Here is a 12,948-nt window from a genome sequence, read left to right as displayed (position 1 = left end):
GGGTCGGCGTATCAAGATTTCGGGGGCTCAGTGGGATGAGAGTAACGTCCCACAAGTCTTGAAGCATCGGTGTGCCTACCTCAACGGGCAATTTTCAACTTGAGTCTTACAAAACTGAGATGCACTCAATACCGGATACCGGAGTGACTTTCATGCCTAATTCCTGTAAACCCGAAATAAAATTTGGGATGACATTAGGCTCTGGTATCCCGACCACCTCTGGAATAGGAACTAATATAGTTTTCTGATCAATAGTTGGATAGTTAGACAATTCACTAACAATTCCGGTTGGGCTAGCTTCAGCCGGAACTAAATCAGCTGTTACTCCAAAATCAGACAATCTTTCGGCATCTTTTCCAATCGCAGAGAGTTGACAATTTTTCAGCACAGATGTAGAAATACCCAAGGATGCCATGCGCTCAAAAAAAGCGTCTATTCCGTTGCGGCTAGTGAAGGCAATCCAATCAAATTTATGAATTTGTCTGAGAGCAGCATCTAATTCAGGGGAATTGCCTAACAGACAGGTTTCAATAGTTGGCATCACTATGGGAAGTCCACCCTGGTTAATGATTTGTTGAGATAACCGAGACCCATAGATTCTTGGTGCTGTGACAATGATTCTCTTGCCATAGAGAGGGAGTTGATTGGAGGGAGATAGAGGGTGCATGTTTTGATTGTAAATCTATATCAAGACAGGGAACAGAGAACAGGGAACAGGGAACAGAGAACAGGGAACAGTAGTCAAGAACTCCAAGGAGTTTTTACTGTTATCTATAGCCTTAATATTAAGGCTATATTTATAAATCCTATAGATAAGATTTATAACTATATTTTATTTGAAAAAAAATTACAGTTTTTTTGAATACCAAAAATTATTATATACTTAATTAAATCTTGCCTCTTGCCTCTTGCCTCTTGCCTTTCCCTAAGAGATTATGTTCACAACTCAAATGGAAATTATATATAACCATCCTAGGGCGAAACTATTAAAAACATTAATTAATATAGCGTTTTCCATACTTATAAGGTACATTCAATTTTGTTACCCCGTCTTGATGCAGCCGCTGATGGGGTTTAGCCCATCAGCGGCTGCATCCCTACTCCCTACTCCCTACTCCCTACTCCCTACTCCCTACTCCCTACTCCCTGTTCCCTTTGTTATAGATGAACAAATTAGCACTTATCTTAAAAAATCCCTTTTTCACGGAGATCAAGTGGATCCTAAGCCTGTTCCTGGCTGCCCTTTTCCTTTGGGGTATTTTTCTGGGAAACGTACCCCTACGAGACTGGGATGAAGGCACCAGAGCCCTGATCGCTAGAGAAATATATCGCACGGGTAACTGGCTCCATCCTACTCTGTGGGGAGAACCTTATCTACTTAAACCCCCTTTAATGGATTGGTTGATTGCCTTAAGCTATAAACTAGGGGGTGTCCAAGAATTCACTACTCGTCTGCCTGGTGCTTTTTTGTCAGCTTGTGGAGTACCACTGCTCTATTTAGTAGCACGAGAACTATTTGTTGAACGTCTCAGTGCCATGTTTGCAGCTAGCGTCTACTTGACCCTGTTGCCAGTGGTGCGCCACGGACGTTTGGCGATGCTGGATGGCATGATCAATACTTGGTTTTTGCTGTTGCTATTGTGCTTACTTAAAGCTTGTCAGGCTCAGTCTTATTGGGCAATTGGGATCGGAGTTTGTTTAGGACTAATTACTTTCACAAAAGGTCTATTAGTTGTGCCTCTAGGGGCAATTGCTTTGGTCTTTATTCTGGCAAATAAAACCTTATGGTTGTTGAAGAGTCGCTATTTCTGGTTGGGCATAGTCCTAGGTTACGCACCGGTTTTGGTTTGGTATATTGCCCAATGGCAACATTATGGAGCAACCTTTTGGCATGTTCATTTTCTCTCTCAAGGATTTGCTCGCATCTCTGAAAAGGTGGAAGGGAATCAAGGAACACCCTGGTATTATATTTTGGAGTTAATTAAGTATACTTTCCCTTGGCTATTGTTTTGGCTAGGAGGATTCTATCTAGCTTGGCGAAAACCCCTCACCACTTGGGGGAGTTTAATTTTAATTGGGACTATCGGCTATTTAACCATTATTTCTATGATGGCAACCAAGCTGCCCTGGTACATTATGCCTGTGTATCCCTTTTTTGCTATAGCTGTTGCGGCTAAACTCACTGTATTTTGGAAACATTGGAGTCGTTATCCTAAGATTTTAACAATTATTTTAGGATTTATTGGAGTAGCTGGTTTAGGGGGATGTATTTATTTTATCTTGGCAGATCCCCAACCGGTTTTAATCATTATGGGTATGGTAGTAAGCCTAACCATGACCCTAGCGGCTTGGAAAATTAAACAGCAAAACCGCAATTTTATCCCAATTTTATTGATAGGGATGTACATAACTTTAGTATTATTAATGAGTTCTAAATCTTGGCTGTGGGAGTTAAATGAAGCATTTCCAGTTAAGCCAGTAGCAGCTTTGATTCAGGAACATACCGCTCCAGGGGATATTATCTATACGTCTTTTTCCTATCAGCGTCCTAGTTTAGATTTTTATAGCGATCGCAAAGTGATTCCCCAAGATGAAAATACTTTAAAACAGTTGTGGTCAACTCAATCTTACCTACTCTTGGACAACTCTACCTTAGACGCTTTGCAATTACCTAATCAAGTATCTTTAGGCTCTGCTGAAGGGTTTACTTTAGCTAAATCAATGGGAGTGGGGAGTGGGGAGTAGGGAGTAGGGAGATGGGGAGATGGGGAGTGTCAATCGAGAGTAGAAAATAGCCCTACCCAATCAATCACTGATGGTCTTGCTCCCTGGTTTATCAGCTCAAAAACTTTTCCGACCGTAGCAGGGTTAGCAATGGATTCTACACAAGCTGATGCCACATCAATTCGGCTAGTTTGACCTGATAAAGTATCCCCTGTACCTAATACTAACCCTAATTTTCCTCCTGTTGTCGCTTTCAACAGAGTGTTTAAATCATAGGATGTAAATGGACCGTCTATCAGTCGTCCTGCACGAATAATAGTATAAGGTAATCCTGAATTGATGATGATTTCTTCTGCCTTTTTTTTGGCATCGAGTACACCAAAGGAATTAAGAATACTATAGGGTGGTTTATCTTTCCGTAGCACACCACAAGAGGATACAAAGATAAACCGCTTGAGATTTTTAGGAGCTGCTGCTACCAGGTTGCTAACTCCTATAGCATCAACTTGCTCAGGACTATTTTTGGCTTTAGTACGACTGTAGCTGGGCTTGAGATAGATCTTGAGCCACTCGATCACATTTGGGAATCCTTTCGCCTGATCGATTGTGTCGAAATCCCACTTTTGAGAAGGGAAAGCAGTAGTTCCAGTACAACAGATGATATGAGTGACATTTTTTATGGCAGGGGGGAGGCTAGGGCGTGTCTTCAAACTCGGAGATCCCCCTAAATCCCCCTTAAAAAAGGGGGACTTTGAGTATGGCTCCCCCTTCCGCGCGGGGGGCTGGGGGGGATCTAAATCTTGCGGAAAACTTTGAAAACACGCCCTAGAGAGATAGCGGGTGTCACCAACGATAATCTCTACTTGGTTATCAAACATTTGCTGAGCTTTTTCAGCACTGCGAGTCAGAACACTAACCTGAAAACCTTTCTCTAGTAGCTTGGCCACCGTTAGCTGTCCAACCCCACCTGTCGCACCCGCTACCAGTACTCTGTGTGTTGAAGTCATCACCCCTGCTCCTCAAGTTTTGGTCTTAACTGGAATTGCAAACAAGTATATAGTAGTCGGGAATCGGGAGTCGGGAGTCGGGAGTCGGGAGTCGGGGAGTGTGGGAAGTGTGGGGAGTGTGGGGCGGGGGCGCGGGGAGATGGGGAGATGGGGAGATGGGGAGATGGGGAGATGGGGAGATGGGGAGATGGGAGTGTGGGAAGCGATGGCCTTTCGGCCACGCTACGCGATCGCATTAAACAATCTCACCAATCCCAGCATTCTTATACCTAATTGAAATAAGGCATTACTTTCAACAAAATAACCTTCAACAAAATAACCTTCAACCTTGGCCTTTGGCCACGCTACGCGAACAACCTTCAACCTCCTAACCTTCAACCTCCTAACCTTCAACCTTCAACCAAATAACCTTCAACCAAATAACCTTCAACACAATAACCCCAAAAAAATAGCCGCAGAAATACTATCCACGGCTAGGAATGTTACCTTATGTCATTCAGTTTTTTCACCTATCCAGACGTGAGCCTATGGGATTAGACCCGATGGTTTGGCCGGGGGGAAAACCCCCCAGAAATTTAATGTTTTACGGGATAATCAAGTACTTGACGGTAATTGTGATGAACTCTCCCGGAATGCCCGTCGGCTGAAGAGGAGTCCAGTCGGAAATTTCCGTATAACGAAGTACATACAGGGTATGCATCGTATTAAGTATGGCCTTGCGAGACCCCTTTAAAATATGCTGAACAGGGATTTTTTTTGGGGAAGACTCGTCAGGATTATTATCTGAGTTAGGCGGTAATTGTGAAGGCATAAGGTGAACCTCTTGCTTTTTATTTACATATATAATCGTAATGATTATATATTAATTTGTCAAGGGTTTTGAAAATTTATTTTTGGGAGGGTAAATTTAAATAAAGCGATCGCATCCCATCAGCAATCTGTTTTTTTATGAGTAGTAAATTTTGGTAATTGGGAGTCGGGATAATAAATTTACTGGATATAATAATTATTTTTACTATGAGGTACAAAAAGAACCCACTAAATTCCTAGTGAAAAGGGGTACTTTGAGAAAGAGATTCCCCTAAATCTCCCTTAATAAGGGGTACTTTGAGAAAGAGATCCCCCTAAATCCCCCTTAATAAGGGGGACTTTGAGGTTGATAAGTTTACCTCATGCATGCAATAAAATCTATGTCATAAGTATGATCAACCTTAGGAAGCGATCGCGTATCCTTTCTGTCAGAGCCTCACTTTTTATTATGAGTAGCATAGGGGATAGTAAATCGTGAAACTATTCAAGTAAAGTTGTATTTTTATTTGTGCTATGCTAAATTAACAGTAGGCTAAATTATCTATTAATAAATTGGGTGCATGTCAATTTTGTTAATCCCTGATTCAGATCCCCCTAAATCCCCCTTAAGAAGGGGGACTTTTCAATCTAATTCCCCCCTTGTTTAAGGGGGGTTAGGGGGGATCTATGTACCTAATTACAAAGTTGACATGCTCCCTAATAAATTCTATATAATAGCGTTTCCATATAGTAATGAAGTAAACAGTATTTTCCCCGATTCCCTACACCCTACACCCTACTCCCTACTCCCTACTCCCTACTCCCTTCCCTATCTATGATTAACTCTGAATCCTTAAAAGCTATTGAAAACGCTAGACTAAATGACAACATTGGTAAGCCCCTTTATGATTCCTATTGTTTCTCCCAGATTCCCCAGATGATCTATCATCTGCTCACTGGTCAAGGAAACATGGGTTTACCTAGGAGTGTATTAGGAGAATTACCGGATAGCTATGATAAGGTTATTCTGATTTTTGTTGATGCTTTCGGGTGGCGCTTTTTTCAGGAGTATGTTGAACAATCGGAATTTTTGAAGCGGTTTGTAGTGGAAGGTGTAGCTTCTAAATTGACTACCCAGTTTCCTTCCACAACTGCTGCTCATGTTACTACTATTCACTCAGGGCTTCCGGTTGGTGAGAGTGGTGTCTTTCAATGGTTTTACTATGAGCCGCTGTTGGATGATATTATCGCTCCGTTGATGTTCTCGTTTGCGGGTGATAAGCAACGGGGAACCTTGCAAACTACTGGCATTTCTGAGCAAAGCCTTTTCCCTACCCAAACTCTCTATCACAAATTGCAACAGTATGGTGTGCAATCCTATTGTTTTCAACACTACAATTATGCTTACTCTCCTTTTTCACGAGTGGTGTGTGATGGGGCAACGACTATTCCCTATAAAACGATTCCTGAAGCATTAGTTAACCTGACTGAAGCGGCGATCGCTGAATCCGAGAAGAGCTACTTTTTCCTGTATTTGGATATTGTTGATGGCATCGCTCATAAATACGGTCCTGGCTCCCTGCAGTTCCAGGCTGAAGTTAGCACACTTTTGCTAACTATGGAGCGACTTTTATATCAGAAGGTAGCTGGTAAGCTGAAGAATACACTGTTACTAATTACCGCTGATCATGGACAAATAGAGGTTTCACCAGAGACTACTATTTATTTGAATCAGCTTACTCCTTCTATTGAGCAGTTTATTAAACGGAATGCCCAAGGTAAACTGTTAGTGCCAGGGGGGTCATGTCGGGATATGGTGTTGTACATTCAGGACGACCATTTGGATAAAGTCTATGATTTGCTTACGGAGCAGTTGGCAGATCGAGCAACAGTGTACCGCACTACGACATTACTTGAAGAAGGCTATTTCGGTATAGGTGAAGTCTCGCCACTATTGCTGAATCGGTTAGGCAATTTAGTGATTTTACCGAATAAGTATGAAACGGTTTGGTGGTATGAAGAAGACCGTTTTGAACAACATAAGTTGGGCGCTCATGGGGGATTGTCAAAGGAAGAGATGGAAACGATTTTGTTGGCGATTGAGTGTTGAAGGGTTAAGAAGGTTGTTCGCCACGCACCCTAAATAGCAGAGGCTGGAAAGCCCCCGCTCATCTATCAATCAGACTGAATTGAGCCAATGTCACGAACCCGATGCTGTAAGTCTAGTCTTGTGTAGTCACCATAGAGGCTAAATCCTGACCAATATATGGGATTAGCTGTATCTATGCTGCATTTAGGCAATTTACCTTGGAGGCAATCTAGCTGGGTACGGCGTAGGGCTTCATCCCTTGGTAGGTCGTCAAGGTAATCATAAAAGCGGGTCATGAAGGACACAGCCACTTGGTCGTATACCTCCCACAAACAACCGAGAATACTTTGAACCCCAGACCTCCACAGAGTTTCTGGTATACTGATAATCCAGCGTCCAGGTAAACTCAAGTTATCAGCAGACCAACAGGAAGACAGGGTTGCATGGTGTAATCCAGTTAAGTCTAGGTTAGATAATTCCCGTAGGCTGAGAATTTCCTCCTGTTCGGAATTAGGGATGAGTACTAAACCAGACTGATCAGGGCGATTATGTTCAAAGGTGCCGTGGCAAGCCATATGAAGTAATGTCGCTTTTGATAACCCGTCGATTACCGCTCCTTTATGTGCCGAATTGTCCAGCAGAGTACACGAATTGATACGATGACCAGTCAACCAGTGCTTAACCTGCTTTATTTCTGCTCTAACTGCTGGTAGTGGAGGAATCCTTTTTATTATACCCTTTGACACTCCTACGATCAGAGCGTTTTGTACTTGCTCAGATGGTGGGGTTGGTGATTTTTGGCCACTGGATTCATAAGCGATAGAGAGTGCATAATGCTCAACTAGGTACTTACCTTGATGAATAATCGTTGCGAAGGGAAAACCATGTAAGATATCGTCGGGAACAATGGTGAGCGCCTGAGTATTTTTGGGCAAACCTTCTAATAAGGAGGGTATTTCTAGTATTTCAGCCAAGTAATTGGCAATTTCTTTGCATTCATTCTCTATCCTAGTCATGAGCGGTTCATCGGAATCATCATCATCAGGTCTGTCACTGAAATCGCGACCACCTTGAGTGCCTTGAATTTTTTTATGCCAGCGCTGGACAGTATTACGTACTTCAAGGCGTGTGGTGGGAATAACGGCAAAATCTAAGAAAAATCTCCAAGCACGAACTACAAATACACGGTCAGGCAAGACTAAAAATGAGAGGGTTACTCGCTTTTTTTGATGGGTCAAAAAACGCCGCCAGAGAGAAGAAACCGGAGCATTTTCTACATCCGCATTACGACCTTTAATGGTACGCTTGACAAGCACATCTTTGTATCGGTCAATGTGTTCTAGCAAAGCATTAAGGCGTTGCATCAATAACCAACGTCGCCAAGGGCGCAATAAAATAAAACCGTTGATGAGTTTTTCCCGTAGACGTTGGAGTTGGTTGATTTGGGCAGCAATATATTCTTCATCCGCCGTCCATTTATTGAGTAGATAAATTGCTTGGTCTTCTGGGGAGAGGGATTCAGTAAGTTCAGTGAGTAAGTTATTGGTTTCTTTTGCTAGAGTTTCTTGCTCAGCAGCAGGGCGTTTTAGCCTGGACAAACACCAGCCTAAAATCCGTTGAACTTGCCATAATTCTGGCTTCAGTCCCAGATCACGCAAGGTAGGGCGTACTTCATCTAATATCAATGTAGCCCAGCGAAATTTCTTGTTTGTGGTTGATTCTCCCTGATTTTCAACCCCTTGATAGTAGGCAAGCATGCCTTCTAAAATTTTTATTTTGACCCGGATTAATTCTGAATCAGAAAACTTAAAAGCTTCTTGAATTTGAGATAGTAAATTCCCTGCAGCTAGAAAATTAAAGCGGCTTAGCTGCCATTGAAAGGCTAGGGCACGGTCTTCAAACCAAGTGAGATAATTGGAAGATTGTTTCAAGTCCAGCGTGGCTTCTTGCTGGGTTACAGATTGGCCATCCTGTTGTGGGTGGCGCATCCCTTTAACCGAGTGTCCTACTGGAGTACCAACTACCAAGGAACGACCACGGGCACTGGCAAGACTCACCAACAGTTGGGCACGACTTGCTAAGGCGGAATCTTTGATTGCCAGAGCCTTTTCTTTGGTATTTTCCAGGTAACTTTGAGCCGTACTAGTCTGGTTAAGGAGAATCAAAACATGGGCAAGGTTGAGGTTTGAGCGCAGCAAAGCACGTCCAGCTTTGAGGCTCCTACACTTTTCCTGAACTTGTCGAAACTTCCCCAAGGCTTTGCCCAACTCTCCTTGTAGCAGATGCACCTTACCAGAAATTTCCAAGTATTTGATATAGTGTTCTGGATGCTGATGTTCATCCAGTTCCTCTTTGAGATAGGTCAGATTGGTATCTGCATCTTTTAACTCTCCTTTCTCGAAGCGAGCAGTTGCCATCGCTAGCTTTAATGGTATGACTGTCTGCTGAGCTAAGGCAGGCACTCCTTTAGCCTCAGCATAGAATAGACCTCGGTTCAGTGCCCTCAAAGCATCGCTGTATTGCCCCAAGGCAGAAAGCAGACGACCCATGACCAGATATAGTTCAACAAAGATAATCGTCCTCTCTTGAGGAGCTGCATCCAGCCAAACACAACCTAGTTCCCACTGCTTTAACCCTGATGAGGAGAACTGGATGTTTTCAATATCACCAATGTGTACAGCCATGACTTGTAACTGGTGACGTACCTGATACAAATCTCCCCGATCCAAAAGAAGTTGAACTCGTCGCAGACGGGAATAGTCTGCCTGCAACTGACTGTTAGCTCGTTCGTACTCCATGATCACACTATAAAGTAGCTGATCAGCTGCCTGAAATTCCCCCAATAAACTAGCCAAGTCTGCCAGTGATTGAATCACCTTTAAGTCAGCATCAATTAACTTGGAATGTAGGAGGCGATCAGTGAAGATTTCCAGTAGTAAATTGTAGGCTCCCAGTAAGTCACCTTGACGCAATTTGGCTTGGGCTTGTTGAAAAGCCCCATTCAGCTTTTCAAAAGAATCGAACATTAAAGCATTCTCCTACAACAAATTAAGTATTTTCCGGCATAATTACAACGTAAGTCGGTTTCTGCTGCGGACAAGCATTTTTGATGCTTTCCTCTTCAGTGCTTTCTTTACATTCGTTGTTGTCTGTGCTGACAGCATTGCGGAGGGCATTGTTGGGATTCGAGCCTCTGAATTGGGTGGAGGGATGAGCAGAGGCGCTAGTATCACCCAAGCCACTGAGATGGAGTTTAACTTCACCAATTTCTCCAGGTAGGAGTTGATAGACTCTAGCTCCAGAACCGGAAGGCAAGCTCTCGTCCAAGGGAGCGTTCCAATTCAGATTGTTTAATCCTGGATCGTCTTGGACATAATAGAAAGCTGTATCTGTTTCAACTCTGGAAAATTTACCGTGATCACGTTCCAAGATTCTATTGATTTCGTCGAAGAAATTTGTGGGTTTGGCTGAAGCATCCGGGAAAATCTGTTTGACATTCAGGTTCACTTGACGTAACTTGATCAACGCTTTACGCATGATCAGGTCTGGTTCTGGACCGTAAACTTGGATTAATTCGTCGATCAACTGAGCAGCTTTGGCATTTTTTCCTTGCATGAGCAAGCGATCGATTTTATTTAGTTTAACTTGTGAGTGTTTTTTCTTAAGCAGAAGAAACTGGACTGGGTCGTCAGCAATCTCTACAGCGACTTGAGGATACCTGCCATTTTGCAGTTTTTTTCCGAATTCTTCAACTTTTGGATCTTTAGGGAAATCATCATCAACAAATTGCTTAATTTTCTCCAAATTTCCAGCAGCTTGTTGTTGTTTAATCTGTTGATCATCGAGCCAAGACATACCTAAGTGGCGAGAGTCATCTCCCAAATCACCAACAAAGATGTCCCAATCTTTTGGAGGCTTAGGAGGTTTTGACCCTCCTCCTCCTGTGGCAGCCCGTGGTTCTGGGGTAATTTTTAGCCACTTCTTGGAGTCAGACATTTGGACGATGTAATGAGGTGGCTGCCTGCGGGATTTGAATGCAACCTGAACATCTGGCATTTCTTTGAGTGCTTGTTCCCACGATCCTTTGGAGCGACTTAAACGCAATCCCAAGGAATGTCCAGCATCAATATCTCGACCCTTGAAGCCAACTGTAAAGCTATTTTGGGTCTTGTTGACGCTAAAACTGCCAAGTTCTGTCTTACCAACAGAAGTGTCAATCTCAATTCTGCTGGAATACTGAGATACTGTCCGGCTAAATGCTTGGTTTTTCAATTTGGCATCTGGACTACGAAACTTGGTTCCCTGTTTTGCCTTAGCTGTAACCAAACTCAAATTTTGCTTGGAGGTTTTAAGTTGATAGTTTGTTCCGTTTAGAGTTTTGAAGTTTAGACTATCATCAATTAGGTTAAAAGTACTGTAATCTACATCAGAGCGGAGAGCTAATTGCTTGGCTTTACTGGTCTTGGGTAGGATAGCACGCCCTTTAAATATATCCTTACCTGCTAGGGAAACTCCCCCAGATAAGTAGCGTATCTCTCCAAACTTTTGGAATGCTTCTGAGATGAGCACAGGCATTGCTTCTGTTTTCGAGCCTTTGTAACCACGCTCGTAAAAACCAACCTGTGACCAATTTTGAAATTTCAGGCGATCGCTATTTTCTCGCACCCAGTTGGGAAACCAGTTGTCTCGCTTGACCTGAACTCCTTGCAGAAAGTCCAAAAGGTCTCCGTGATCAGATTCGTTGAGCCAGCCAATCAACAGGCTCCACTTCATAATCTCATTGAGCCGCTCGTACTCTGGCTCATAGCGAGCTACTTCTTCATAGTGGTCATTCCACCAACCCAAAAAAGCCTCTGAGCTTGCTGAAGGAGAGGTTTCCACACCTGGCTGTAGGGGATTAGAAGAGGCAGCATAAATTCGGGTTGCATTACGGGCAAAGAGCATGCTCTTACCCTGATCAGCTACCTGAAATCCTTTATCTTGAATCCCGAACCATAGCCGGGTGCTGGGCAGTTTTCTTTCCTCCTGTTGGTAAATTGATGAAATCTTGACTTTCGTCAGTGCTTTAAAATCCAGGATTTTGTCTTCTGGAGTAGTACTCAGGTAGTCAAGTGCCCAAAGTTTTGCCAGCAGGTCTGTGTAAAACAGAACCATACCCACTTCTGTCCCCTGGAGTTCCCCGTCGTAACGTGCAGCTTGGTAGCGATATTTTGTCTCTGCTACAGAAGCCAATTCACCAATTACTAATATTCTGGGGTTATCGCTCTTAGTTAGTTTGTCTGCCAAGACAAGATAGGGAACTACATCATCTTTAGCCAAGCCAAGCTTTGCTTTTTCAATATCTTGTTTGGTAATTGCTGATGCATCTTTCAGGATCAGTGTTTGCAAGACAGGTTCAATCCGACTCAGGAAATTTTCCAGACTGCGATAGTCGTAACCCGGATCTAGCGAAAAACCGCTAGCATTGACTAACTTTAATTTCTTCCACTCTGCAGCCGCCTCCTGCTTAGCTTTTTCGTATTCGGAGAGAAGGATACTTCTTGATTTTTCCCGCCAACGAGCTTCAAATTTAGAGAGTTGAGTTTGTATTTTCTTCTCGGATTGCCAAATGGCAGCGACATCTTCTATACGAATCCCTTGATACTTACGACTGAGAATCTTGCGTCCACCTAGAATTAACACCGAACCTTTGACCTGAGCAAATGTTACATCATTCACCTGGCTCATAAACTGCTTTAGGTCATCGAGGCTCTTGATTTTAGCTTCATAGTAACCATGTTCTTCGGTAAAGAGGGTTTGGGCTTCCATTACCTCTCGCTTACTCAGGATACCCAACTGTTTCTCTCGATTGATTTCGTAGTCAAAGACCTTGACCGTAGTAGGGATTTTACCAGTATTCTTGCGGTGTTTATCCATAATATGGGCAAGGTCGTCCATGCGTTCTTGTTGGGAACGATCCTTTGGTAAAAGGGCAATCACTTGTCCGTTGCCGATGTATAGGGAGCGGGTTTGTCCATACTCGAAGTTAGATACGGGCTTCATGTAGCCGTAACGAACGCTAGGAAGGTCGTACAAACTTTGGTTAAGTTCGCTGGTAGAAAGACCCTGATTGGAAGCAACAGTAAACAGGAGCCAGTCTCGCAGTTGATCCATCTGCTCTCGTTCCGTTAGCCGTTCGAGGCTGTCTTCGTCAACTCTAAAGTCAACAAAACGAGTTTGGTTTAAGGGAAAGGCTTCGGTTACCTGAGAAGCAGGAGTTTCCTGGAAATAAAGATGGGCAACTGTGCAGGGAGCCGCAACAATCCCTAAAATACTCAGTAGATTAATAATGTTTTTCAT

Annotated in this window: 11 protein-coding genes; 6 read left to right on the top strand and 5 right to left on the bottom strand. The window is 43.2% G+C overall.

The features are described 5' to 3' along the window. Positions 1-106 precede the first annotated feature (106 nt). Positions 107-667, bottom strand: coding sequence for a uroporphyrinogen-III synthase (locus tag F6K46_RS15625; protein ID WP_293057730.1), 561 nt, complete (start codon positions 665-667; stop codon positions 107-109). A 388-nt stretch (positions 668-1,055) separates the two neighbouring features. Here F6K46_RS15625 and F6K46_RS15620 point away from each other — a divergent pair, with 388 nt between their 5' ends. After that, positions 1,056-1,295 (top strand): hypothetical protein, encoded by a 240-nt coding sequence (locus F6K46_RS15620; protein ID WP_293057733.1) that lies wholly within the window; start codon positions 1,056-1,058, stop codon positions 1,293-1,295. Beyond that, positions 1,183-2,745, top strand: coding sequence for a glycosyltransferase family 39 protein (locus F6K46_RS15615; RefSeq protein WP_293117150.1), 1,563 nt, complete (start codon positions 1,183-1,185; stop codon positions 2,743-2,745). The genes F6K46_RS15620 and F6K46_RS15615 overlap by 113 nt, the downstream gene beginning before the upstream one ends. Positions 2,746-2,774: 29 nt before the next feature. Here the strand turns inward: F6K46_RS15615 and F6K46_RS15610 are convergent, their stop codons facing one another. Further along, on the bottom strand, positions 2,775-3,731 hold the full coding sequence (locus tag F6K46_RS15610; RefSeq protein ID WP_293117147.1) for an SDR family oxidoreductase: 957 nt from the start codon (positions 3,729-3,731) through the stop codon (positions 2,775-2,777). A gap of 19 nt (positions 3,732-3,750) precedes the next feature. Between F6K46_RS15610 and F6K46_RS15605 the strand changes: the two genes are divergently transcribed. Next, positions 3,751-4,008: a hypothetical protein gene (locus tag F6K46_RS15605; protein WP_293117144.1), complete on the top strand. Its 258-nt coding sequence runs from the start codon at positions 3,751-3,753 to the stop codon at positions 4,006-4,008. Between the two features lie 51 nt (positions 4,009-4,059). After that, positions 4,060-4,254 carry a hypothetical protein gene (locus tag F6K46_RS15600; protein WP_293057742.1) on the top strand — a complete coding sequence of 65 codons (195 nt, stop codon included), beginning with the start codon at positions 4,060-4,062 and terminating at the stop codon, positions 4,252-4,254. Positions 4,255-4,314: 60 nt separating this feature from the next. On the opposite strand, the gene F6K46_RS15595 is transcribed toward F6K46_RS15600, so the two are convergent. After that, complete coding sequence (locus tag F6K46_RS15595) at positions 4,315-4,542, bottom strand: hypothetical protein (protein ID WP_287256427.1); 228 nt, start codon at positions 4,540-4,542, stop codon at positions 4,315-4,317. Between the two features lie 688 nt (positions 4,543-5,230). On the opposite strand from F6K46_RS15595, the gene F6K46_RS15590 reads away from it, so the two are divergent. Further along, entirely contained in the window at positions 5,231-5,359 is a 129-nt protein-coding gene (locus tag F6K46_RS15590) for a hypothetical protein (RefSeq protein ID WP_293057751.1), read from the top strand. Then, positions 5,356-6,630: an alkaline phosphatase family protein gene (locus F6K46_RS15585; RefSeq protein ID WP_293057754.1), complete on the top strand. Its 1,275-nt coding sequence runs from the start codon at positions 5,356-5,358 to the stop codon at positions 6,628-6,630. Before F6K46_RS15590 ends, F6K46_RS15585 begins: the two co-directional genes overlap by 4 nt. Before the next feature lie 65 nt (positions 6,631-6,695). On the opposite strand, the gene F6K46_RS15580 is transcribed toward F6K46_RS15585, so the two are convergent. After that, the gene (locus F6K46_RS15580) at positions 6,696-9,635 is read right to left on the bottom strand and encodes a CHAT domain-containing protein (protein WP_293057757.1); all 2,940 of its coding nucleotides are present in this window, start codon (positions 9,633-9,635) and stop codon (positions 6,696-6,698) included. 22 nt (positions 9,636-9,657) lie between these two features. After that, positions 9,658-12,948, bottom strand: a complete 3,291-nt coding sequence (locus tag F6K46_RS15575; protein ID WP_293057760.1) for a hypothetical protein — start codon at positions 12,946-12,948, stop codon at positions 9,658-9,660.

The sequence above is a fragment of the Moorena sp. SIO3E8 genome (assembly GCF_010692445.1).
In the GTDB taxonomy this organism is placed as follows: Bacteria; Cyanobacteriota; Cyanobacteriia; order Cyanobacteriales; family Coleofasciculaceae; genus Moorena; species Moorena bouillonii.
This window is presented reverse-complemented; position numbering and strand designations above follow the sequence as displayed.

Bases quoted from the DNA above. Each gene is read 5' to 3' on its own strand.
- F6K46_RS15625 (WP_293057730.1), bottom strand. From the start codon at position 667: ATGCACCCTCTATCTCCCTCCAATCAACTCCCTCTCTATGGCAAGAGA.
- F6K46_RS15620 (WP_293057733.1), top strand. From the start codon at position 1,056: ATGCAGCCGCTGATGGGGTTTAGCCCATCAGCGGCTGCATCCCTACTC.
- F6K46_RS15610 (WP_293117147.1), bottom strand. From the start codon at position 3,731: ATGACTTCAACACACAGAGTACTGGTAGCGGGTGCGACAGGTGGGGTT.
- F6K46_RS15595 (WP_287256427.1), bottom strand. From the start codon at position 4,542: ATGCCTTCACAATTACCGCCTAACTCAGATAATAATCCTGACGAGTCT.
- F6K46_RS15590 (WP_293057751.1), top strand. From the start codon at position 5,231: ATGCTCCCTAATAAATTCTATATAATAGCGTTTCCATATAGTAATGAA.
- F6K46_RS15585 (WP_293057754.1), top strand. From the start codon at position 5,356: ATGATTAACTCTGAATCCTTAAAAGCTATTGAAAACGCTAGACTAAAT.
- F6K46_RS15580 (WP_293057757.1), bottom strand. From the start codon at position 9,635: ATGTTCGATTCTTTTGAAAAGCTGAATGGGGCTTTTCAACAAGCCCAA.
- F6K46_RS15575 (WP_293057760.1), bottom strand. From the start codon at position 12,948: ATGAAAAACATTATTAATCTACTGAGTATTTTAGGGATTGTTGCGGCT.